Origin of the sequence: Nonomuraea angiospora (assembly GCF_014873145.1) — a bacterium.
Classification (GTDB): Bacteria; Actinomycetota; Actinomycetes; order Streptosporangiales; family Streptosporangiaceae; genus Nonomuraea; species Nonomuraea angiospora.
Genome location: NZ_JADBEK010000001.1, coordinates 3242303 through 3264399, shown reverse-complemented (window position 1 = coordinate 3264399; position 22097 = coordinate 3242303). Strand labels below are relative to the sequence as shown.

The following is a 22097-nucleotide window of genomic DNA, read 5'->3' as shown; positions in this document are numbered from 1 at the left end:
GGCGAGGGCCGGACCGAATCCTCCAGACGTGGAGCGTTGATCCCGGGCCGGAGCTCGGGAATTGCCGGACGATCTCACGAAATGTGGACTGTTGCCCACATATGTCCGGCACATTTCGGGACGATAGATCGGGCTTTTAGTTTCTGTCAACATAAGTCGGTCGATCATCGAAGTAAGCTAGTGCTCATGCCAACGGGATCCAACGGCCAGAGCGCGGGAGCGGGGGCGCTGCTGGCGATCCTCCGGGACGGGCGGGCGCGCACCCGCGGCGAGCTGGCCCAGCTCACCGGCCTGTCCAGGTCCACCGTGTCGCAGCGGCTCGACGCGCTGATCGCCGGGAGCTGGGTGGTGGCCGCCGACGACTCGATCTCCTCCGGGGGCCGCCCGGCGGCGGTGTTCGCGTTCAACGAGGGCGCGCGGGTGGTGCTCGCGGCCGATCTGGGCGCCACCCGCGCCCGCCTGGCCGTGCTCGATCTCGGCATGACCGTGCTCGCCGAACGGGCCGCCGAGCTGCCCGTCGACCGGGGGCCCGAGCCCACCCTGGAGTGGGTCGCCACCGCCTTCCGCGAGCTGCTGGCCGATGTCGGGCGCGACCTCGACCAGGTGTGCGGGGTCGGCGTCGGGCTGCCCGGACCGGTGGAGCACGCGTCGGGGCGGCCGGTGAACCCGCCGATCATGCCCGGCTGGGACGGCTTCGACGTGCCCGGCTGGCTCGGGGCGCGGCTCGGCGCGCCGGTGCTGGCCGACAACGACGTGAACATCATGGCGCTCGGCGAGCACTGGGCCGCCGGGCCCGAGATCGACCACCTGATCTTCATCAAGATCGGCACCGGCATCGGCTGCGGCATCATCTCCGGCGGCCGGCTGCACCGGGGCGCGCAGGGCGCCGCGGGGGACGTCGGCCACATCCGGGTCCCGGCCTCCGAGGCGCCCTGCCGGTGCGGCAACACCGGCTGCCTGGAGGCGCTCGCGGGCGGCGCGTCCATGGCCGCGCAGCTGCGCGCCGCCGGGGTGGAGGCGCACGGCAGCCGGGACGTCGTGGCGCTGATGCGCGCGGGCGACCTGCGCGCCACGCGGCTCGTCAGGCAGGCCGGCCGCGAGGTCGGCGCCGTGATGGCCTCGATCGTGAACTTCTTCAACCCCTCGCTCATCGTCATCGGCGGGGACGTCGCCGAGGCGGGCGAGCAGGTGCTGGCGGGGGTCAGGGAGACGATCTACAGCCGGTCGCTCCCGCTGGCCACCCAGCACCTCGGCATCAGGTCGAGCCGGCTCGGCGACCGGGCGGGCGTCGTCGGAGCCGCCGTCATGATCGTCGACCACGTGCTCGCGCCGGACGCCATCGATCAGGCTTTCGGACACCATTGACCGCGTCTGTGCGGCGTAGTAACAATTGATCGTCGCAGGCTCCCCGCGCGGTGGCATGCTCGTGGAGCCGGGCACAGTTCCGCCGTGACGTGGTCGGCGCACGCGTCCCTCGAGAAAGGGAAACCCGCGTGAGCCAGCTCCATGAGCAGGAAGAGGCGCTCCGCCGCACACTCGGCCTGAGCCGCCGCCGCTTGCTCGCGGCCACCGCCGGCATCGCCGCCGCGGCCGCCGTCCCCCTCGCCCAGCCCGCCGCCGCCGACCCCGTGCAGGCCCAGAGCGGGTGGAACCGGCCGCTGATCCCGCCGGGCAAGCGCGGCATCATCCTCTACACCGTCCGCGACGCCATCGGCCGCGACCCGGCGTCCACCACCCTTCCGTCCGGCTTCCGCCGCGTGTTCGAGGCGCTCGGGCGCATCGGCTACCAGCAGGTCGAGTTCGCCGGATACCGGCAGCACGCCAACGCGGAGGGCGGCGCGAACCTGGAGACCGTCGAGGGCGCCCGGCTGCTGCGGAGCTGGCTCGACGACAACGGGCTGCGGGCCGAGGGCAACCACGGCTTCATCCCGGCCTCGTGGCCGCTCAGCACCGCCGACCTCGACCGGTTCAAGCAGGTGCTGGAGATCGCCAACATCCTCGGCCTGGACCACGTGGGCACCGGCTCCGACCCGACGGGCAGCGCGTACAAGGCCGACTGGGACGTGGCGGCGGAGAAGTGGAACGCGCTCGGCGAGCTCGCCTGCCAGGCCGGGCTCAAGCTCTACACGCACAACCACGACGCGGCGTACGCGTTCCTGCTCGACAGCGGCCCGCTCGACGACCAGGGCCGGCCCACCCGCTCCTCGGGCATCCGCAAGCTGGAGTACTTCTTCAAGATCAGCGACCCCAGGCGGGTCTACTTCGAGATGGACATCTTCTGGGCGCACGTGGCCCAGTTCAAGCACCGCACGTACACCGCGCCCGACGGCTCGGCGCAGACCGACGTCTTCGACCCGCTCGCCACCGTGCTGGCGCAGGAGAAGCGGTTCCCGCTGTTCCACGCCAAGGACGGCACGTCCAACCCGGGCACCGCCAACGGCTACGACATGGTGCCGTTCGGGGCCGGGGACATCGACTACGCCCGCTTCTTCGGCCGGCTGCGCTCCAGGGGCCTGCACAACCCGATGTACGAGCAGGACAACGCGCCCGGCGCGGACCCGGGCCAGTCGCTGCAGTACGCCGAGCTCAGCTACCGCAACCTGGCCGCCCTGCGCGGCTGACCCTCACCTCAGGGCCGGACCGCCACGCGATCCCTGCCGTTGCAGCGGCAGGCGTGGCGGCCCGGGTCATGACACTCCTCGTCCTAGGAGCGGCATCACCATGCAGCGTACCCTCGCGGTGCTCGGCGGCTTCTGCCTGGCCGCCACGGCACTCGTCTTACCCGGTCCTTTGTCCGGCCCTGCCCAGGCGCACGAACCGGCCACCGAGTGGTCGAGCTACGAGAAGATCACGCTGACCAAGAACGTGGGCGAGCCGATCGACCTGGCCGTCCTGCCCGACCGGCGGGTCCTGCACACCGCGCGCAACGGCGACCTGCGGCTGACCGACCCCGCCAGCGGCGTCACGAAGATCGTCAACACCGTCCCCGTCTACAACAACTCCGAGGACGGGCTGCAGACGGTCTCCCTCGACCCCCGCTTCAGCGAGAACCACTGGGTCTACCTCTACTACGCGCCCAAGACCATGTCGGCGCCCTACCCGGAGACGACCCCGGCCGGCTCGGCGCCCAACTCGCTGCCCGCCGGGGCCGACGAGACGTACTGGAACCAGTGGAAGGGCTACAACCAGCTCTCCCGCTTCAAGTGGACCGGCAACGCGCTCGACCTGTCCACCGAGCAGGTCATCATCAAGGTCGAGACGCAGCGCGGGCAGTGCTGCCACGTGGCCGGCGACGTGGACTGGGACGCCGACGGCAACCTCTACCTCGCCACCGGCGACAACACCCCGGCGGGCGCGCCGGGCGCCAACGGGTACGCGCCCAACAACGACGCGCCCGGCATGAACCCCGGCTTCGACTCCCGGCGCGGCGCGGGCAGCAGCAACGACCTGCGCGGCAAGATCCTGCGGATCAAGGTCGCGGACGACGGCACGTACACGATCCCCCAGGGCAACCTGTTCCCGCCGGGCACGGACAGAACGCGGCCGGAGATCTTCGTGACCGGGGTGCGCAACCCGTTCCGGATGGACGTGGACGCGGAGACGGGCACCCTGTCGTGGGCCGACTACGGCCCCGACGCCGGCACCCCCGACCCGAACCGGGGCCCGCTCGGCTACGTCGAGTGGAACATCACCCCGCTCGCCAAGCCCATGAACAGCGGCTGGCCCTACTGCACGGGCAACAACTTCAACTACAACGACTGGGACTTCGAGACCGCCCAGCCGGGGCCGTGGTTCGACTGCGCGGCCGGGCCGCTGAACACCTCGCGCTGGAACACCGGCATCGACCGGCTCCCGCCGGCCGTCCCCGCCGACCTCTACTACGGCGACAACAACACCCACCAGCCGGCCGAGTGGGCCGGGCTCGTGGACTTCGACCCGCAGGGCGGCCAGGGGCCGATGGGCGGGCCGATCTACCACTACGACCCGGACAACCCGGCGCCCGGCAAGCTGCCCGCGTACTGGGACGGCAAGGCGTTCTTCGCCGAGTTCTCGCAGGACTACCTGGCGGCGTTCACCGTGACGTACCCGGACGGACCGGTCACCAAGCTGGAGCACTTCCTGCCCAACGCCGAGCTGAAGGACGCCGCGCAGCCCATCACCGACAGCCCGATGGACATCGAGTTCGGGCCGGACGGGTCGCTGTACGTGCTGGAGTACGGCGACGGGTTCTTCCGCGCGAACCCCGACGCCGGGCTCTACCGGATCGACTACACCCCGGACAACAAGACGCCCCAGGCCAGGATGACCACGGACAGGACGTCCAGCGGCCAGGCGCCGCTCACGGTCGCCTTCGACGCGTCGTCGTCCAGGGACACCGAGCCGGGGACGCTGACGTACGAGTGGGACTTCGACGGGAACGGCACGTTCGACGCCACCGGGGCGACTGCCACGCACACCTACACCGAGCTGGGACAGTACGTGGCGCGGCTGCGCGTCACCGACTCCGGCGGCCGGGCGGGCCTCACCTCGGCCGAGATCACCGTCGGCAACACCGCGCCCGAGGTCAGCGTCCAGACGCCGCCGGACGGCGGGTTCTTCGACTGGGGGAACGCGGTGCCGTACAAGATCGCCGTGCGTGACGCCGAGGACGGCGACAGCCCGGTGTGCTCGCGCATGCAGTGGACGTTCGGCCTCGGGCACGACGTGCACGCCCACCCCGAGACCACCGGCACCGGCTGCACCGGCGCCTGGCCGACGCCCGCGAACGCGCCCGAGCACGGCGAGACCGAGAACATCTATGGCGTGGTCGTCGTGAGCTACCGCGACAACGGCGCCAACGGCATCCCCGGCGCGCTCGGCGAGGCCGCGCTCACCCTCAACCCGAAGCTCGCGCAGGCCGAGCACGCCGACCAGAGCAGCGGCGTGACCAGGACGGCCGACGACGGGGCGTCGGGCAAGTTCAAGATCACCTCGTTCGACGAGGGCGACTGGCTCGCCTACGACCCGGTCAACTTCACCGGCATCACCGGGGTCCAGACCAGGGCCTCGGGCGCGGGGACGCTCTCCCTGCGCTGGAAGTCGCCCACCGCCGCGCCGTTCGCGACGGTGACGATCCCGCCGGGCGACGGCCGGCAGACGATCACCACCGCGCTCGCCGACCCGCCCGCGGGAACCGGCCGCCTGTACGTCACCTCGACCGGCGGCGTGGACGTGGACGCGTTCACGTTCCAGGGCGGGGGCGTAGCCGACACCAGCCCGCCCGCCGTCACGGCCACGCTCAACCCGGCCTCGCCCGACGGGGCGAACGGCTGGTACACCCGCAACGTCACCCTCACCGTCACCGCGACCGACAACGGCACGGTCGCCAGCCGCCAGTACTCGCTCGACGGCGGCACCACCTGGGCGAACGCCGCCAACCCGGTGACGCTCAGCGCTGAGGGCGCCAAGGAGGTCCGCTACCGGGCCACCGACAACGGCGGCAACGTCTCCCAGGTCGGCACGGTCACCGTCAAGATCGACAAATCGGACCCGGCGCTGACGGTCACCGGCGTGGAGGCCAAGCCGTACGGCGACTCGGGCACCGTCACCCCGGTCCTGACGGCGACGGACGCGGTCTCGGGCGTGGAGGGCGCCACGGCCAAGCTCGACGGAACCGCGGTGCCCGCGGGCGCGCCCGTGCGCCTGTGGACCCTGCCCCTCGGCGACCACTCCCTCGTCGCCACGGCGACGGACCGGGCGGGGCGGACGGTGACCTCGACCGTCACGTTCTCGACCACGACCTCGTACGGTGACGTGCGCGCGCTGATCGCGCACTTCAAGAAGGCACGCACGGTGACCGACCAGGGAGCCCGGGAGCTGCTGGAGCAGCTCGACGCGGCGGAGCGGCACGAGAAGCGCGGTCGGCCGGGGCAGGCGGTCGAGGCGCTGAAGCGCTTCATCAAGGCCGCCGAAAAGCGCACCAACGTCCCCGACCCGACGTCCCGCGCGATCCTGACCCGCGACGCCCAAGCCCTCATCAACCGCCTCACCACCCCGTAAGGGCTGGTGCCTGGCCAGGGCTCCGGCCCGAGCCGGGCACCCACGCCCGACCGCCGCGCGACCCGGCCCCTTCGACCGCCCCCGCCACACGCGCGGGCCCGCCGGAGGTCGGGACGCCGGTGCGGCGGGAGGGGGTGCGGCGGTGTCCGGCGCAACGCGTGCGACGGACACCGGGGTTTCCGGGTGCGGTCAGGCGGGGCCGAGGCTCCAGGTGCGGAGGGTGCGGTCCTCGGACAGGCCGGCGACCACCGGGTGGCCGCCCTGCTCGGCGAGCGCCGCCATGGGGATCGCCCCGCCGGGGCCCGGCGCGAGCGCGCCGACGGTGTCGCCGTCGTCGAGGTTCCAGACGCGGACGATCACGTCGTCGTTCGACGGGCCGTGGACGACGACGGCGATGGGCACGTCCCCCCACTGTCCCGCGACGAGGGCCGAGGTGCCCCGGTCGTCCGGGCTGCGCTCGCTGAACGCCCACTTCTTCCTGCGCTTGCCCGTGGCCAGGTCGTACACGCGCAGGGTCGCGTCCAGGTGGGTCGAGACGAGGACGGGCTTGCCCTTGATCTCGCCGCAGGCCAGCCGCTCGATCCCGCCGATCTCCCCGGTGCGGAACGAGTGCGTCATCCGCCCGTCCGACAGCCGCCACACCCGGACGCGCTGCCCGCCGTCGCCCGTGACGAGCACGTCGTCCTCGCCCAGCCGGCCGAACGCCAGCCCTCTGATCCCCTGGAAGTGGTCGGTGATCGCGGGGCCGATCTGCTTGCCGGTGGAGAGGTCCCACAGCCGCACGACGCTGCGCAGGTCCTTCATGGAGTCGTACTTCTGCGACACCGCCACCGCCTTGCCCCCGCCCGTGACGGTGACCGCGATGACGGGGTCGCTCGCCTTGTGCGAGGCGAGGCTCTGGCCGGTCAGGCCCCACAGCCGCATCCGCCCGTCGGCGTGCCCGGAGGCCAGCACCGGCGTGCCGCCGGCCTCGCCGACGGCCACGTCCGTCGTCGTGGCCCCGCCGTCCCCCAGCCGGGTGGCGGCCTGGCCCAGGCCCCACGTGAACACCGCCCCTTTGGCGGTCCCGCACACGACGGTGCTCCCCGTGGCGGCCAGCGCCGTGACGGCGCCGTCCGCTTTGGGCAGGGGCGCGGACGCCGCGACCTGCGTCCCGAAGGGCTCGGCGGACGGTGTCGGTGTCGGCGTCGGTGACGGGGACGTGCTGCTGGGGGAGGGGCTTTCGGTGGGCGGCTGCTCGGTACGCCGGTCGTCCGGGGGGAGGAGGTCGTTCCTCGGGCGCAGGACGGTGAAGGCGGACACCGCGAGGGCGGCCGCCGCCGCGGCCCCGCCGAACACCGCCCGCCGGCTGACCGACCGGCCCCGCCCGGTCTCCGTGTCCGCACCCGCCACCGGCCCGGTCCCGGCGTGGGCCCCCGCCAGAACGCCGCTCCGGGCGTCAGGTCCCGTCGAGATGCCGCTCCGGGCGTCAGGTCCCGTCGAGATGCCGCTCCGGGCATCGGGGCCAGTCCGAACGGCATTCCCGGCAGGGGGCTCCGTCGGGAAGGCGGCGGAGCCGGAGATGGGCTCGGCACCGGAAGGAGACCATGCCCCCGGGGGAGGCCCGGCCTGCGCCGCCACACCGCGCGGAGGCGCCGTCCCCAAAGGAGCCGGACCAGACGGGACCGCTCCAGCGGGCGGCGCCCAGGCGGCGACGGGCGGCAGAGCAGCCCCGGCGGGCGCGGGGTGTACCGAGCCGTGAGGCGGGGCGGCAGGGGCAGACGGCCCGGTAGACGGGGTGGCGGGTGCGGACGGCCCGGCAGGCGGGGTGGCGGGTGCGGACGGCCCGGCAGGCGGGGTGCTGGGGGCGGACGGCCCGGCAGGCGGAGCGGTGGATGCGGACGGCCCGGTAGACGGGCTGCCGGGGGCGGACGGCCCGGCGGGCGGGGTTGCGGGGGGTGTCGCGGGGCTCGGGCCGGGGATGCGGGCCATCGGGCCGGCCTGGCGGATGAGCTGCTGGAGCAGGGTCGTCGGGTCCGGGCGGGTGGACGGGTCCTTGGACAGGCACGCCTCGATCACGCCCAGCAGGTGCGGCGGCACCCCCGTGAGGTCCGGGGCACCGCTCAGGACGCGGTTCACCACCGCCGCCAGCGTGTCCCCCGTGAAAGGCGTGCGCCCGGTGGCCGCGAACACCATCGTCCCCGCCCAGCTGAACACGTCCGACGCGGGCCCCACCCGCTCGCCCCTGAACTGCTCCGGCGACATGTACGCGGGCGTCCCCACCGGCACCGACGTCCGGGTGGTGGCGTCGAGGGCCTTGGCGATCCCGAAGTCGATGACGATCGGCCCGTCCGGCCCCATCAGCACGTTGCCCGGCTTGAAGTCCCGGTGCACGATCCCCGCCTGGTGGATGGCCGCCAGCGCGGTCAGCGTGGAGATCGCCAGCCGGTCCAGCGCCCCGCCCGACCGGGGTCCCGACGCCTGGACCAGCGCCTGGAGCGTGTCCCCTGCGACGTACTCGCTCACGATGTACGGCCGCTCGTCCGCCATCCCGGCGTCCAGCACCGCGGCCGTGCAGAAGGCGGCCACCCGCCGCGCCGCCTCCACCTCCCGCAGGAAGCTCTTGGTGACGTCCTCGTCGTGGTCGAGGCGCAGCACCTTGACGGCGACCTCGCGTCCGTCGTCGCCGACGCCCCGGTAGACCACGCCCTGTCCACCGGAGCCGAGCACGCCGACGAGCCGGTACGAGCCGATCCGCTCGGGATCGCCCGGCCGGAGCGGGCGCAGGTCCGGCATCCCGCTCCTTCCTCGGGCCAGATCGAGCGATCACACGATAAGGCCGTACGTCCGGATTTACGACATTTTCTCGAAGAAGAATTCGTGCTTCATGAACGACGTGTCATATTCGTGCCCGGGATACGGCGGGATGAGCTGGGACGCCTGGAACAGCCGCCACCCGTCGCGCAACGCCTCCACCCCCGTCTCGTACGGCGGCTCGTCCCCGTCACCGGCCGTCGGCTCGGTGCGCCCGGTGCCGTCGTAGCGCGACCAGCCCACCACCTCGGCGTCGAGTGCGGAGGTGGCCAGGTAGAGAACGAGCACCTGCTGCTTCATGCGACCCTCCCGGGGCGGTTGTTCACGCGAGTCGTCCAGTATTCGATGTCGAACGACGGATCGTTGGTCAGGGCCCGCCACATCCGCACCCGGTTGTGGACCTCCAGCCGCCCCGTCGCCTGCTCATACCAGGGGAAGCGCCGGCCCAGCTCGGCCGCGACGGCGGGATCGTCCAGGTCGGAGGTGTCCCAGAGCCGCACCTGCGGCACGGTCGGGTTGAAGCGGATCTTGAACATGTACCTGCGCACGTCGCTGTCGTTGCGCCGCCCGCCGTGCCAGATGCCGTGGTGGAGCAGCATCACGGTCCCGGCGGGGCAGGTGAGCCGGGTCTGGCCGCGCAGGTTCTGGTAGCGGCCGGTGTCGCTCTCGTTGATCCGGCGCAGGTGGCTGCCCGGCACCACGAGGGTGCCGCCCATGTCGGCCGTCACCTCGCGCGGGTAGTACATGAGCTGCACGTCGAAGGCGTCCATGCGGGTGTCGATGATGGCGTCGGCGTGCAGCGGCTGGGCGTGGCCGTTGCGCGGCTCGCGTACGTGCACGGCGTGGTGGTCGACGGTCGGATCGGGGCCGACGAGCGAGTGCAGCGCGCCCGCGACGGCGGGCAGCTCGATCAGCCGGCGGGCGAACGATCCCTCGGGGTAGGCCTGGGCGACCGGAGTGCCGTACGCCGGGCGCGGGATGCCCGCCTCCAGCACGTCGATCGCCTGGTCGTTGAGCTCGTCGGGGACGATCCCGTCGAGCCGCAGATAGCCGGCGGCCACGAATCCGGCGACCTGCGCGGAGGTCAGCAAAGTGGTTCGCATGCCTCGAAGTTAGAACCGGACACCGGCCGCGTCGTGGGTTGTAATCATCAACTACTGGTCCATTTTCCCCGGCTGCGATAGAACAGATCTTCGTGCGGCAGGTGACGATCGCGCTCTCCGACCCGCCGGCGGTGGCCGGCGCGGGGGTGGGCGTGCACGGCGTGGTCAGCGCCCACGACGTGTTCCGGCTGCCCGACCTGTGGCAGCTCCACCTGTACGGCTACGCCGCCGAGCTGGTGCTCGACGGGGCCGTGCACGCGATCAAGCCCGGCCACGTCAGCCTGATCCCGCCGGGCGCCGAGGTCCACTACCACTACCGGGGCAGGTCGGAGCACCTGTACGCGCACTTCAGGCTGCCCGGCGGCGGCGAGCGGCGGGTCGTGCCCGTCATGCGGGACGCGGGGGACCAGGCGCCGATCGTCGCGGCCTCCCTGCGGCAGGCCATCGCGGCGGTCCCCGACACCAGGGCCAGGGCGTCGGCCGAGGTGTGGACGGTGCTCTGGCGGATCGCCAACCTGCCCGTCGCCGGCAGCGCGCACGCCGTCGTGGCGGCCGCCATGGAGTACATCGACGCGGACCTGGCCGCGCCGCTGACCGTGCCCGGCATCGCCCGCGCCGCCGGGGTGTCGCACAACCACCTCACCCGGCTGTTCCGCGCCCAGACGGGGCACACGGTGGTCGCGTACATCCGCCGCAGGAGGTTGTCCCGCGCGCTGCACCTGCTGCGCGAGTCGACCCTGGCGATCCCGGCGATCGCGGCGGCGGTGGGCATCCCGGACCTGCAGGCGTTCAACAAGTCCTGCAGGCGCGAGCTGGGCGCCTCACCCCGGGCCCTGCGCGCGAGCGGCCCCGACCAGCGGCGCGGGTAGCCGCCACCTGCGCGCGAGCGGCCCCGGTCAACGGCGGGGCCGGGGCGTGTCCGGCAGAGGGGGCGGGGGCGTGTCCGCGCGCGGGGCCGGGGGCGTGTCCGGGCCCGCCTGGCGTCGGGGGCGGGCCGTACCCGGTAGGTTGGCCGACCATGGAGGAACGCCACGATCATCACCGCCGCCCCGCCCGCGCCCTGGCCGCGATGGCGCTCGCCGCCCTCCTCGGCACGGCCGCCTGCGGCGACCCGGCCCCGGCGGCCTCGGCGGCCGGCCGGCAATCCGCGCCGAGCCCGCCCGCGTCCGCCCCGCAAAAGTCCACGCCGCAAAAGTCCACGCCGCAGGAGTCCACCCCGCAGGCGGGCGAGACGCTGCCCGCGCCCGACCAGAAGATCCCCGGCGACCCCGCCCGGCTGGCCGCCGCGCTCAAGGGGACCAGCGCCGCGCTCGACGCCGCGATCGACGCCTGGCCGAAGACCGGCAAGCCGCCCAGGGACGTCGAGCTCCTGGCCCTTCACCAGCAGCGCGTCTACCGCTACACCGCCCGCCACCCCGAGCTCGCCGCCCGGGCCTTCGCCCGCCTGCCGTCCGGGCTGGCCGCCGAGGCCAAGGACAACACGGCCGCCATCCGCGAGCTGCTCTCCCTGGCCCACCCGATCAAGCCCTCGGCCACGTTCAAGGTGCAGCCCGCCCCGCCCGCCGCCGAGCTGCTCGGCCACTTCAAGAAGACCGAACGCCGGTTCGGGGTGGAGTGGGAGGTGCTGGCGGCGGTGATGTTCGCGGAGACGAAGTTCGGCCGGGTGAAGTCGGACAGCCACGTCGGAGCCCAGGGGCCCATGCAGTTCATGCCCGGGACCTGGAAGGCGTACGGGATGGGCGGCGACGTGCAGGACCCGCGCGACGCCGTCATGGGCGCCGCCAACTACCTGCGCGCCTCGGGCGCGCCCCGCGACTACCGGCGCGCGCTGTACGCCTACAACCACTCCCGGGCGTACGTGAACGCCATCCTCCTGCACGCCCGCCAGATGAAGCGCGACCCGAGGAACTACTACGCCTACTACAACTGGCAGGTGTTCGTGATCACGACGGCCGGCGAGCGCCGCCTCACCGGCCCGTAGGTCGCCGCTACGACAGGGCGCGCGCGGCGTGGATCAGGGGGACGTGGCTGAAGGCCTGCGGGAAGTTGCCGACCAGCCGGTTGTAGCGGGGGTCGTACTCCTCGGCCAGCAGCCCCACGTCGTTGCGCAGCGTCAGCAGCCGCTCGAACAGCGCCGTCGCCTCCTCCTTGCGGCCCTGCATCGCCATCACCTCCACCAGCCAGAAGCTGCACGCCAGGAAGGCGCCCTCCCCGCCGGGCAGGCCGTCCACGTCGTTGTCCTCGGCCAGCGGATAGCGCAGCACGAACCCGTCCGACATGAGTTCTTTCTCGATGGCCGCCACCGTCCCGACCACCCGGGGGTCGTCGGCCGGCAGGAAGCCGACCATGGGGATCATCAGCAGCGCCGCGTCCAGCTCCGACGACCCGTACGACTGCGTGAAGGTGTTGCGCCGCGCGTCGTAGCCCTTCGAGAGGATCTCGGCGTGGACGACGTCGCGCAGCGTGCGCCACTTGTCCACCGGGCCGGTGCGCCCGAACCGCTCCACGTACTTGACCGCCCGGTCCAGCGCCGCCCAGCACATCACCTTCGAGTGCACGAAGTGCCGCCGGGGCCCGCGCACCTCCCACAGGCCCTCGTCGGGCTCGTCCCAGTGGTCCTCCACGTAGTCGAGGAGCTCCCGCTGGATGGTCCACGCCCGGTCGTCGGGTGACAGGCCGCGCGTGCGCGAGACGAACAGGCAGTTCATCACCTCGCCGTACACGTCGAGCTGGAGCTGCTTGACCGCCTCGTTCCCGATGCGGACGGGCCGGGAGTCCTCGTAGCCGTCGAGCCAGTCGAGGCGCAGCTCGGGCAGCCGGCGCTCGCCCGCGACGCCGTACATGATCTGCAGGTCCTGGGGCCGGCCGGCGATGGCCCGCAGCAGCCACGCGCGCCAGTCGGCGGCCTCCTCCAGGTAGCCGGAGGAGATCAGCGCGTCGAGCGTCAGCGTCGCGTCGCGCAGCCAGCAGAAGCGGTAGTCCCAGTTGCGCACCCCGCCCACGTCCTCAGGGAGCGACGTGGTGGGCGCGGCGACGATGCCGCCGGTGGGGGCGTAGGTGAGGCCCTTGAGCGTGATCAGCGACCGCACCACGGCGTCCCGGTACGGGCCCTGGTAGGTGCAGCGCGCGACCCACTCCGCCCACATGGCCTCGCTCTCGCGCAGCTGCGTCTCGGCCTCGATCTGCGGCGGCATCGGCTCGTGCGAGGGGTGCCAGGTGAAGACGAACGGCAGCCGTTCGCCCTCCTTGATCGTGAACGTGGCCCGGTGCGCGTAGTCGCCGCCCTTCAGCGGCACGGGGGAGTGCAGCCACACCGAGTCGGGCCCGCCGATGGCCTGCAGGTGGCCGTCGCTCTGGCGCACCCACGGCACGATCCGGCCGTAGTCGAAGCGCACCCGCAGCTGCGTGGACATCTCCACGCTCCCGGAGACGCCCTCCACGATGCGCACGACGTCGGGGTTGCGGTCGCGCGGCGGCATGAAGTCGATCACCCGGACCGTGCCCGTCGGGGTGTCCCACTCGCTCTCCAGGATGAGCGTCTCGGGCCGGTAGCGCCGGCGGGTGGCCGGCCTGCGGCCCGTGGGGCCGAGCCACCAGTGTCCGTTGCGCTCGCTGCCGAGCAGCGACGCGAAACAGGACGGAGAGTCGAACCGTGGCAGGCACAGCCAGTCGATCGAACCGTCCCGGCCCACCAGAGCCGCCGACTGCATGTCCCCGATGAGGGCGTAGTCCTCGATCCGCATGCCTAGACGCTACTCGGATGAGGGGTGATCCCGTGAGCGGGTCCGATCATGTCGCGTCATGCCCGGCCCCGGTCACGGGATCACGTCAGGGGGAACCAGCGGGTGAACAGCTGGGTCAACGGCCCGATGGCCAGCGCGAACACCAGCGTTCCCACGCCCACGGTGCCGCCGAGCAGCCAGCCGGCGGCCAGGACCGTGATCTCGATGAGGAAGCGGCCCAGCCGCACCGACAGGCCGAGCCGCATCAGCCCGGTCATGATGCCGTCGCGGGGGCCCGGGCCCATCCCGGCGCCGATGTAGAGCACGGTGGCCAGGGCGATGGCGACGACGCCGAGCGCCACGTACAGGCTCTGGAGGACCAGGTGCGACGGGGTGGGCAGCAGGAAGATCGCGCCGTCGGCGAACAGGCCCAGGAAGACGACGTTGCTGAGCGTGCCCAGTCCGGGCTTCTGCTTCAGCGGGATCCACAGCAGCAGCACCAGGGCGCCGATGCCGATGATGACGGTCCCGATGGACAGGCCGGTCCGCAGGGCCAGGCCCTGGTGGAACACGTCCCACGGGTCGTTGCCCAGGCCGGACTCGACCTGGAGGCCGATGCCGGTGCCGTACAGGGCGAGCCCGCCGTACAGCCTGACGAGGCGCGCGGGAAGGGACGAACTGAGCCGGGGGACGGTCGCTTCACTCATAGTGGCCACAGATTGGCATCCCGCCGACTTGCCAAAACAGAGCCAATCACGAAAAGTGGCCTTATGAGGCATCTGTCGGCGACCCAGGTGGCGCGGCTCATCAAGATCGACCCGGCGGCGCGCCCGTACTACCGCGCGCTCGCCGACGGCGTGCGCGCCCGCATCATGGACGGCCAGATCCCGGTACGCGTCCGCATGCCCGCCGAACGCCACCTGGCCGAGACCCTCAAGGTCAGCCGCACCACCGTGACCTCGGCCTACGACCTGCTGCGCGAACGCGGCTACCTGGAGAGCCGCCAGGGCTCCGGCAGCTGGACCGCCCTGCCCGACCCGGCCACCACGGCCGACAACCCGTGGCTCAGCACCGACGGCGACGGCCTCGTCCAGCTCCAGTGCGCCGCCCCGCCCGCGCCCTCGGCCCTGCGGCAGGCGATGCTGGAGGCGGTGGACGACCTGCCCAGGTACGGCATGGGCAACGGCTACGACCCCATCGGCCTGCCCGTGCTCAGGGAGCGCATCGCCGCGAACTACACCGCCAGGGGCCTGGCCACCCGGCCCGAGCAGATCGTCGTCACGACCGGCTCCCAGCACGCCATCCAGCTCGTGCTCGGCCTGCTCGTCGGCGCGGGGGACCCGGTGCTCGTGGAGTCACCGACGTACCCGCACGCCATCGACGTGGCGCGGCAGCGCGGCGCCAGGATCGTCCCGGTCGGCATCTCGCACGAGGGCTGGCAGACCGACCTGGTGACGGGGGCCATGCGCCAGTCGGGTGCGCGGCTGGCCTACCTCATGCCCGACTTCCAGAACCCGACCGGCGCCCTCATGGACGACGCCACCCGTGCCGCCGTCGTGGGCGCGGCCCGGCGTACGGACACGGTGCTGGTGGTGGACGAGACCTGGTCGGAGCTGGCGCTGGACGAGGTGCCCAGGACGTCGCCGGCGGCGGCGTTCGACACCGACAGCCGGATGATCAGCATCGGCTCGGCCTCCAAGCTCTGGTGGGGCGGGCTGCGCATCGGCTGGGTCCGCACCACCGCCGCGCTGGCCCGGCGGCTGGCCATGTTCCGGGCCGCCGTGGACATCGCCAGCCCGGTGCTGGAACAGCTCGTGGTGGCGCGGCTGTTCGACCGGCTGGAGGAGACCCGCGCCGAGCGCCGCCGCACGCTGCGCGCCTCACGCGACGCGCTGGTGTCGGGGCTGCGCGAGCACCTGCCCGAGTGGACGTTCACGGTGCCGCGCGGGGGCGGCACCCTGTGGGTGCGCCTGAACGGCCCGGGCGCCACGCCGCTCGCGGAGGCGGCCGCCCACCACGGCGTACGCCTCGCGCCCGGCCCCTGGTTCGGCCTGGAGGGCACCCTGGAGAGCTACCTGCGCCTGCCCTACACCCAGCCGCCCCAGGTCCTGACGGAAGCGGTCACCCGCATCCGCGCCGCCCGCGACCACGGCCCCACCGGCCCCAGCCGCCCGTCGGACGCGCTCATCGCGATGGTGTGAGGGGGTAAACCTCGACCTCCGCCCGATGCCCGCATGCGGAGCGCAACTTGGCGTCCGTGGTGACCAGCGTGCATCCGAGGGCTTCGGCCAGAGCGATGTACGCGGCGTCGTACACGGTCAGGTTATTGCGCAACGCCCAGATCCGATCGGCGAGCTTCTCGACCGGATAGCGGATGAGGGGAAGATCGGAGAAGTCGATGGGGAGCTTGCCGCTGATCACGAGCCCGCGCAGGGCGCTCAGGAATTCGACGTCGAGCAGTGTGGGAGCGTGCAGCGACCCCGCTTTCTGGAGCGTGCGCACCAGGTCGGGATCGGGTCGCTCGGCCTGAAGGGCATGGACGCAGGCCGAGGCGTCGACCACGATCATGCGCCGCGGGCCTTGTGGATCGCCGCGAGGATGTCGTCGTTGGTCGGACCGTTCTCCCGCGACCGCTGAAGCGCTCGCTCGATGACCTCGGCGGTCGTGGGGCGGGTGATGAGCCGCAGCCGGCGACGCAGATAGTCGGCGACCGTGAGGCCTTCCGCCTCCGCCTGAACGCGGAGCGCCTCATACGTCTCGTCCGGGACGTCATCAATGCGTATCGTCTTCGCCACGCTCTGTGTCGCTTCCCTCACGCTAGTCGCTTCCAGCGTGCGACGTCGTCTGCTTTCCCGCAATTCGAGCACCTCATTCGCCCGAGCCGGAGCCCCGGGCCAGCGGGGCGCGCCACTTGCGGCGCATCGCCATGATCCGCAGCCCGAACGCCAGCACCGCCGCCGCCAGCGTGGCCGGCCAGCCGTGCAGCCCGTACGCCGACAGCGCCGCCATCACCCCCGACCCGAGCATGGCGGGCACCGCGTACAGCTGACGGTCGTACAGCAAGGTCGGGATCTCCCCGGCCAGCATGTCGCGCAGCATGCCCCCGCCGATGCCCGTCACCACCCCCAGCAGCGCCGCGTGCAGCGGGGCGAGGCCGTACTCCAGGGCCTTCTCCGTCCCCACCGCGCAGAACAGCCCGAGCCCCGCCGCGTCCAGCACCAGGATGAGCGGCATCACCCGCGCCACGTGCGGATGCCAGAAGAACACGATCACCGTCGCGGCCACCGGCACCAGCACGTAGCCGAGGCTCTGGAAGGCGGCGGGCCGGACGTTGAGGATCAGGTCGCGTACGACGCCGCCGCCCAGGGCGGTCATCTCGGCGAGCACCACCATCCCGACCACGTCCAGCCGTTTGCGCACGCCCATGAGCGCGCCCGTCAGCGCGAAGACGAAGATGCCGAGAAGGTCGAGAATTTCAGACACGTCGGAATATTTACCTTATGACCGGTTCGTGGTGCTCGGCCATCATCACCCGCAACCTCCGCGCGAACATGAACAACGCGATCCCCGCCACGATCGCCATCGCCGCCAGCACCAGGTAGTACATCGGATCCGACAGCACCCGGCCGAGCCGCCCCGTCTGCCCGCCGACCGCGTCGCCCACCGACAGCGAGATGAACCAGACCCCGAGCATCTGCCCCTTGAACGCCTCGGGCGCCAGCTTCGTCGTCACCGACAGCCCGACCGGGCTCAGCGACAGCTCCCCGAACACCTGGATGAGGTAGACGAGCACCAGCCACCACACCGACACCCTGCCTGGCCCCGCCAGCGCCGCCGCGACGGCCATGACCACGAAGCTCAACCCTATGACGATCAGCGCGAACGCGAACTTCTGCGGCGTGCTCACCCGCGTCCCGAGCCGCACCCACAACGCGGCGAAGACCGGCACGAAGATCATGATGAACAGCGGGTTGAAGGACTGCGTCGTGGCCGGCTGGATCGGCAGGCCGAACAGCGACAGATCGGTGTGGTCCCTGGCGAAGAACAGCAGCTTGCTCGGCGCCAGGTCGTAGATCATCCAGAAGACGGACGCGGCCACGAACAGCCAGACGTACGCCTTCATCCGGATCCGCTCGTCCTCGGTCAGGTCGTGGCTGCCGAGCAGGATGTAGGCGAAATACGCCACCGGCACGACGAGGATGACCACGGTGATCGCCACGGTGAGCCGGTCGACCGTGAGCGTGCCGGTCGCCGCCCACGCGCCCAGCGCGATCGCCGTCGCCGCCGCCGCGATCCCGGCCACCCACCAGAACAGGCGATGTTGCACGTGGACCGGCCGCTCGCCGATGCCCCGCAGGTGACGCCCGCCCCGGAGGTACTGGGCCAGGCCGAACGCCATCCCGACGGCCGCCGCGCCGAACCCCAGGTGCCACCGGTCGCCGTCGGCCAGCCAGCCGACCACGATGGGAGCGAAGAACGCGCCCAGGTTGATGCTCATGTAGAACAGGGAGAACCCGGCGTCCCTGCGCGCGTCGTCCCCCTCGGGGTAGAGCCGGCCGACCATGACGGACATGTTCGGCTTGAGCAGGCCGGTGCCCGCGATGATCAGCAGCAGGCCCAGCCACACGAAGAACGGCGACGACACCGGGAGGGCCATGCTGATGTGCCCCAGCATGATGACGAACCCGCCCCAGAACACCGACCTGCGCGCCCCCAGGATCCGGTCCGCGATCCACCCGCCGGGCAGCGCCACCAGGTAGATGAGCGCGCCGTAGACGCCGACGACCGCCTGCGCCGTCTCCTGCGACAGGCCCAGGCCGTGCTGCGCCGGCGAGGCGGCCAGGAACGTGGCGAGGATCGCCCGCAGCCCGTACCAGCTGAACCGCTCCCACATCTCGGTGCCGAACAGCGTGGCCAGTGCCCAGGGATGCCCGAAGAACGTCCTGCCGCTCATGTGCCGCCCCCTCTGTGCACCCGGTCGATCACTCTACGTGAAGGACGCGGGTGTTTCTCCCCCGGCTCTTGCCGCTACCCCCTTGGTGTGGTGCGATGCAGGCCACTCACGCAAGTGAACACTGACTGGAGGCGCGCGCCATGGCCGAAGACCTCGAAGTCCGGGCCGAGATCGAGCGGCAGATCGCCGGCCGTACCGTCTGCGAACAGCTCCGGCAGGCCGCCGAGCAGCACCCCGACGCCCCCGCCTACTCCGACCCCGACGGCGACGGCTGGACCACGCTGACCTACGCGCGGGCGCGGCAGCGGGTCCTGGAGATCGCCGCGGGTTTCGCCGCGCTCGGGCTGCAGCCGGGGGAGTCGGTGGCGTTGATGATGGTCAACCGCAGCGAGCACGTGCTCGCCGACCTGGGCGCGGTGCACGCCGGCGGGGTCGGCTGCACGGTGTACTCGACGTTCGCGCCCGACCAGATCGCGTTCGTGGCCGGGGACGTGGCCGCCAGGTACGCGGTGCTGGGCGGCCCGGCCGAGCTGGCTCGCTGGCAGCCCGTCCTGTCCCGCCTGGACGGGCTGCGCAGGATCATCATGCTGGAGGGGGTGCCCGAGGACGAGCGGTTCATGTCGTGGGAGGACTTCCTGGAGCTGGGCCGCGCGCGCCTGGCCGCGGACCCGGCCGAGGTCGAGGCCCGCATGAGCGCCGTCACCCCCGGCGACGTGGTCACCGTCCTCTACACCTCGGGCACCACCGGCATGCCGAAGGGCGTCCCCCTCACCCACACGAACGTCTTCTACGAGGTCGCCGCCACCGACCGCATCACGAGCCTGCCCGTCCGGGGCACGCAGATCTCCTACCTCACGTACGCGCACATCGCCGAGCGCATCCTCAGCCTCTACCTGCCCCTGGTCAAGGTCTCCCACGTGCACTTCTGCACCGACCTGGCCAACCTGGGCAAGACGCTGGGGCAGGTCAGGCCGATGATGTTCTTCGGGGTGCCGCGCGTGTGGGAGAAGATGATGGCCCGGCTGCTCGCGGTGCTCGCCACCCAGCCGGAGGAGCAGCAGGCCGCCGTACGCCAGGCGATGCGCGCGGGCGCCGCGTACGTGGAGGCCGGCCAGTACGGGCGTACCATCACCCCCGAGATCCGGGCCGCCTACGAGCAGGCGGACGCCTCCCTGCTGTCGGTCATCCGCGGCATGATCGGCTTCGACCGCGCCGAGTGGACCGCCACCGGCGCCGCGCCGCTGCCCGCCGAGGTGCAGCACTTCTACGCCGGGCTCGGGCTCAAGGTCATCGACGTGTACGGCATGACGGAGACGACCGGCGCGTTCACCGGCAACAGCCCCTCCTGCTACCGCCTGGGCACCGTCGGCAGGGCCGAGCCCGGCGTCGAGATCCGCATCGCCGAGGACGGCGAGATCCTCACCCGCAGCCCGCTCAACACCCGCGGTTACGTCAACCGGCCCGAGGCCACGGCCGAGCTCATCGACGACGGGGGCTGGCTGCACACCGGCGACATCGGCACGGTCGACGAGGACGGCTTCTACCGGGTGGTCGACCGGAAGAAGGAGCTGATCATCACGGCGGGCGGCGAGAACATCTCCCCGGCCGAGATCGAGAACCACCTCAAGGAGCACATGCTCATCGGCCAGGCCCTCGCCTACGGCGACAACCGGCCGCACCCGGTGGCCCTGCTGACGCTCGACGGGGAGGTGGCGCCGGGGTGGGCGCAGGCGCGCGGCATCGCGTTCGCCTCGCTGGCGGAGCTGGCCGAGCATCCGGAGGTGGTCAAGGAGGTGGAGACGGCGGTCGAGGCGGCGAACGCGAAGCTGGCCAGGGTGCAGCAGGTGAAGAGGTGGGCGCTGCTAGGCGCGGAGTGGACGGCCGAGACCGAGGAGCTCACCCCTAGCCTGAAGCTCAAGCGGCGGATCATCCACGCGAAGTACGCCGACGTCATCGAGGGTCTTTACAGCGGCCCGCGCTAGCCGCACGCCGGGCCGCTCTTCCGGCGAGCCGGTTCTCGGGGACCGGCTTCGCCGGCCCGCTTTCGCCGGCCCGCTTTCGCCGGCCCGCTTTCGCCGGCCCGCTTTCGCCGGCCCGCTTTCGGCGGGGCCGCGGCTGCTCCGGCTGCTGATCCCGGTTTTGCCATTCGTGGCGTGTGTCGAGGTCCTGGCCATTACCGGGCGGTTCCTACCGTCTCGATCATGACCAGAAGCCTTCTTCTCGTCTCGCTCGCGGCCGGGCCGCTCACCGTGCCCGCCCCTCCGGCCGCGCCCGAGCCCGCCATCCGCGCGATCACCGTCCGTCCGGCCGAGCCCGTCGTGGGGCCGAACGACTCCGTACGCCTGGTGGTCGACGTCGTCGCCAAAGGCGCGCGCGGCAAGGACGGCATCACCGTCAAAGTCGAACCCGGCGCCCCGCCCGGCCCCGTACTGACCGACAAGCTACCGATCCCGGCCCCGGCCCCCGCGCCCGCCCCCGACACCGGCTCAGCGGGCTCCGGCCCCGCCCCCACCAGCGGCTCCGCCGGCACCCGCCCCGCCCCGGGCACGGCGCCCAAGCCGGCACCAGTGGCCCGGCCGGCACCAGTGGCCCGGCCGGCACCGGCGGTCCGTCCGGCACCGGTCGTCCGGCCCGCACCGCCGAACCAGCACCGACCCGGCCCCCGGCCCGCGGCTCCCGCACCCGTTCAAGCACCGGTTCAAGCACCCGCACCCGCACCCGCCCAGGCATCCGCACCCGCACTCATACTCGCTCCCGCTCCCGCTTCAGTGCCCAGCCAGGCCCTCTCTCTCGACCAGAAAGCAGCGCAACCACCGCACGCCGCCGAGGACGGCCCGGAGGGAACCCTTCCGCAGCTGACCTGGCGCACCGCAGGACCGGGATCCGGCCCGCCGGCCCGCATGGCGAACGGCTGGGAGACCTGGCGCTTCCTCCCCGACAAGCAGCTGAACCGCTACTACCCGACCGGCACCTGGACGATCACCGCCACCGCCAGGGGAGCGGGCGGGGCGACGGTCACCGAGTACGCGTCGTTCCAGTTCAGGCGGGACACGAAGCTCTCGTCGGTGCGGGCCGACAAGCTGGAGGGCTCCGACCTCGTACGCCTGCGCGGCTCGCTCAGGCGGGTGGACCCGCGCGGCTACACCGACTATGGCCCGTTCGCCGGGCAGCGGCTGGAGATCCTGTGGCGCGGCGACGAGTCCTCGGCCTGGGAGCGGATCGGGCAGACGACGACGGACGGCTCCGGGACCTTCGAGACGACGGTCACGGGCCGCTCGGGCGGCCTCTGGCGCGTCCGCTACCCCGGAACAGGACACTACGCCGCAGACGCCTCCAAGTCCCGACAAATTACGCAATAGCCAAAAAGGTGCCTATAGCACGGCCTTAAACCGCCGTTGCGGAATTGTGATCAGCTTTACTACAACTTTTCCTTACCCTTACGCGTCATTGGCGTTGACGTGGCCCCGTCTTGGGGCCGCGTTCGAG

At 72.2% G+C, this 22097-nt stretch carries 17 protein-coding genes; 8 read left to right on the top strand and 9 right to left on the bottom strand.

The genetic code is table 11. From position 1 onward, the window contains the following. The first annotated feature begins 186 nt into the window (after nucleotides 1–186). From H4W80_RS14870 to H4W80_RS14860, 3 genes are all read left to right on the top strand, one after another. Nucleotides 187–1365: an ROK family transcriptional regulator gene (locus tag H4W80_RS14870; RefSeq protein WP_192785639.1), complete on the top strand. Its 1179-nt coding sequence runs from the start codon at nucleotides 187–189 to the stop codon at nucleotides 1363–1365. 128 nt (nucleotides 1366–1493) lie between these two features. Beyond that, entirely contained in the window at nucleotides 1494–2621 is a 1128-nt protein-coding gene (locus tag H4W80_RS14865) for a sugar phosphate isomerase/epimerase family protein (RefSeq protein WP_192785638.1), read from the top strand. A 100-nt stretch (nucleotides 2622–2721) separates the two neighbouring features. Further along, complete coding sequence (locus H4W80_RS14860; RefSeq protein ID WP_192785637.1) at nucleotides 2722–6039, top strand: PQQ-dependent sugar dehydrogenase; 3318 nt, start codon at nucleotides 2722–2724, stop codon at nucleotides 6037–6039. Nucleotides 6040–6228: 189 nt separating this feature from the next. Here H4W80_RS14860 and H4W80_RS14855 read toward each other — a convergent pair whose 3' ends face one another. From H4W80_RS14855 to H4W80_RS14845, 3 genes are read right to left on the bottom strand one after another with little or no spacing between them, the layout of a single operon-like run. After that, on the bottom strand, nucleotides 6229–8814 hold the full coding sequence (locus H4W80_RS14855) for a serine/threonine-protein kinase (RefSeq protein WP_192785636.1): 2586 nt from the start codon (nucleotides 8812–8814) through the stop codon (nucleotides 6229–6231). Between the two features lie 57 nt (nucleotides 8815–8871). Further along, nucleotides 8872–9132, bottom strand: a complete 261-nt coding sequence (locus H4W80_RS14850) for a hypothetical protein (protein ID WP_192785635.1) — start codon at nucleotides 9130–9132, stop codon at nucleotides 8872–8874. Beyond that, on the bottom strand, nucleotides 9129–9935 hold the full coding sequence (locus H4W80_RS14845) for a phytanoyl-CoA dioxygenase family protein (protein ID WP_192785634.1): 807 nt from the start codon (nucleotides 9933–9935) through the stop codon (nucleotides 9129–9131). Before H4W80_RS14845 ends, H4W80_RS14850 begins: the two co-directional genes overlap by 4 nt. A 92-nt stretch (nucleotides 9936–10027) precedes the next feature. Here H4W80_RS14845 and H4W80_RS63590 point away from each other — a divergent pair, with 92 nt between their 5' ends. Continuing rightward, on the top strand, nucleotides 10028–10804 hold the full coding sequence (locus tag H4W80_RS63590; RefSeq protein ID WP_192785633.1) for a helix-turn-helix transcriptional regulator: 777 nt from the start codon (nucleotides 10028–10030) through the stop codon (nucleotides 10802–10804). A 149-nt stretch (nucleotides 10805–10953) separates the two neighbouring features. After that, nucleotides 10954–11916, top strand: a complete 963-nt coding sequence (locus tag H4W80_RS14835; RefSeq protein ID WP_192785632.1) for a lytic transglycosylase domain-containing protein — start codon at nucleotides 10954–10956, stop codon at nucleotides 11914–11916. Nucleotides 11917–11923: 7 nt separating this feature from the next. Here the strand turns inward: H4W80_RS14835 and H4W80_RS14830 are convergent, their stop codons facing one another. Further along, a complete protein-coding gene (locus H4W80_RS14830) occupies nucleotides 11924–13678 on the bottom strand; it encodes a glycoside hydrolase family 15 protein (protein ID WP_192785631.1) in 1755 nt (584 codons plus the stop codon). Nucleotides 13679–13758: 80 nt separating this feature from the next. After that, nucleotides 13759–14364 carry a membrane protein YczE gene (gene yczE, locus H4W80_RS14825; protein ID WP_192785630.1) on the bottom strand — a complete coding sequence of 202 codons (606 nt, stop codon included), beginning with the start codon at nucleotides 14362–14364 and terminating at the stop codon, nucleotides 13759–13761. 63 nt (nucleotides 14365–14427) lie between these two features. On the opposite strand from yczE, the gene yczR reads away from it, so the two are divergent. Further along, nucleotides 14428–15858 carry a MocR-like transcription factor YczR gene (gene yczR / locus H4W80_RS14820; RefSeq protein WP_192785629.1) on the top strand — a complete coding sequence of 477 codons (1431 nt, stop codon included), beginning with the start codon at nucleotides 14428–14430 and terminating at the stop codon, nucleotides 15856–15858. Here the strand turns inward: yczR and H4W80_RS14815 are convergent. Genes H4W80_RS14815 through H4W80_RS14800 form a run of 4 tightly spaced genes read right to left on the bottom strand, consistent with a single transcriptional unit; the run spans nucleotide 15842 to nucleotide 18611 of the window. Further along, nucleotides 15842–16225, bottom strand: coding sequence for a type II toxin-antitoxin system VapC family toxin (locus H4W80_RS14815; RefSeq protein WP_192785628.1), 384 nt, complete (start codon nucleotides 16223–16225; stop codon nucleotides 15842–15844). The two genes, yczR and H4W80_RS14815, sit on opposite strands and share 17 nt — an antisense overlap. Beyond that, nucleotides 16222–16524, bottom strand: coding sequence for an antitoxin (locus H4W80_RS14810; RefSeq protein WP_192785627.1), 303 nt, complete (start codon nucleotides 16522–16524; stop codon nucleotides 16222–16224). Before H4W80_RS14810 ends, H4W80_RS14815 begins: the two co-directional genes overlap by 4 nt. Before the next feature lies 1 nt (nucleotide 16525). Beyond that, on the bottom strand, nucleotides 16526–17140 hold the full coding sequence (locus tag H4W80_RS14805; protein WP_192785626.1) for a trimeric intracellular cation channel family protein: 615 nt from the start codon (nucleotides 17138–17140) through the stop codon (nucleotides 16526–16528). A 10-nt stretch (nucleotides 17141–17150) separates the two neighbouring features. Then, nucleotides 17151–18611 carry a peptide MFS transporter gene (locus H4W80_RS14800; RefSeq protein ID WP_192785625.1) on the bottom strand — a complete coding sequence of 487 codons (1461 nt, stop codon included), beginning with the start codon at nucleotides 18609–18611 and terminating at the stop codon, nucleotides 17151–17153. 140 nt (nucleotides 18612–18751) lie between these two features. Here H4W80_RS14800 and H4W80_RS14795 point away from each other — a divergent pair, with 140 nt between their 5' ends. After that, nucleotides 18752–20593, top strand: a complete 1842-nt coding sequence (locus H4W80_RS14795) for an AMP-dependent synthetase/ligase (protein ID WP_192785624.1) — start codon at nucleotides 18752–18754, stop codon at nucleotides 20591–20593. Between the two features lie 219 nt (nucleotides 20594–20812). Further along, nucleotides 20813–21970 carry a hypothetical protein gene (locus H4W80_RS14790; RefSeq protein WP_192785623.1) on the top strand — a complete coding sequence of 386 codons (1158 nt, stop codon included), beginning with the start codon at nucleotides 20813–20815 and terminating at the stop codon, nucleotides 21968–21970. The last annotated feature ends 127 nt before the right edge of the window (nucleotides 21971–22097 follow it).

Coding starts and splice junctions, on each gene's coding strand:
- H4W80_RS14855 (WP_192785636.1), bottom strand. CDS start 8,814: ATGCCGGACCTGCGCCCGCTCCGGCCGGGCGATCCCGAGCGGATCGGC.
- H4W80_RS14870 (WP_192785639.1), top strand. CDS start 187: ATGCCAACGGGATCCAACGGCCAGAGCGCGGGAGCGGGGGCGCTGCTG.
- yczR (WP_192785629.1), top strand. CDS start 14,428: ATGAGGCATCTGTCGGCGACCCAGGTGGCGCGGCTCATCAAGATCGAC.
- H4W80_RS14830 (WP_192785631.1), bottom strand. CDS start 13,678: ATGCGGATCGAGGACTACGCCCTCATCGGGGACATGCAGTCGGCGGCT.
- H4W80_RS14795 (WP_192785624.1), top strand. CDS start 18,752: ATGGCCGAAGACCTCGAAGTCCGGGCCGAGATCGAGCGGCAGATCGCC.
- H4W80_RS14815 (WP_192785628.1), bottom strand. CDS start 16,225: ATGATCGTGGTCGACGCCTCGGCCTGCGTCCATGCCCTTCAGGCCGAG.
- H4W80_RS14850 (WP_192785635.1), bottom strand. CDS start 9,132: ATGAAGCAGCAGGTGCTCGTTCTCTACCTGGCCACCTCCGCACTCGAC.
- H4W80_RS14835 (WP_192785632.1), top strand. CDS start 10,954: ATGGAGGAACGCCACGATCATCACCGCCGCCCCGCCCGCGCCCTGGCC.
- H4W80_RS14845 (WP_192785634.1), bottom strand. CDS start 9,935: ATGCGAACCACTTTGCTGACCTCCGCGCAGGTCGCCGGATTCGTGGCC.
- yczE (WP_192785630.1), bottom strand. CDS start 14,364: ATGAGTGAAGCGACCGTCCCCCGGCTCAGTTCGTCCCTTCCCGCGCGC.
- H4W80_RS14800 (WP_192785625.1), bottom strand. CDS start 18,611: ATGAGCGGCAGGACGTTCTTCGGGCATCCCTGGGCACTGGCCACGCTG.
- H4W80_RS14860 (WP_192785637.1), top strand. CDS start 2,722: ATGCAGCGTACCCTCGCGGTGCTCGGCGGCTTCTGCCTGGCCGCCACG.
- H4W80_RS14790 (WP_192785623.1), top strand. CDS start 20,813: ATGACCAGAAGCCTTCTTCTCGTCTCGCTCGCGGCCGGGCCGCTCACC.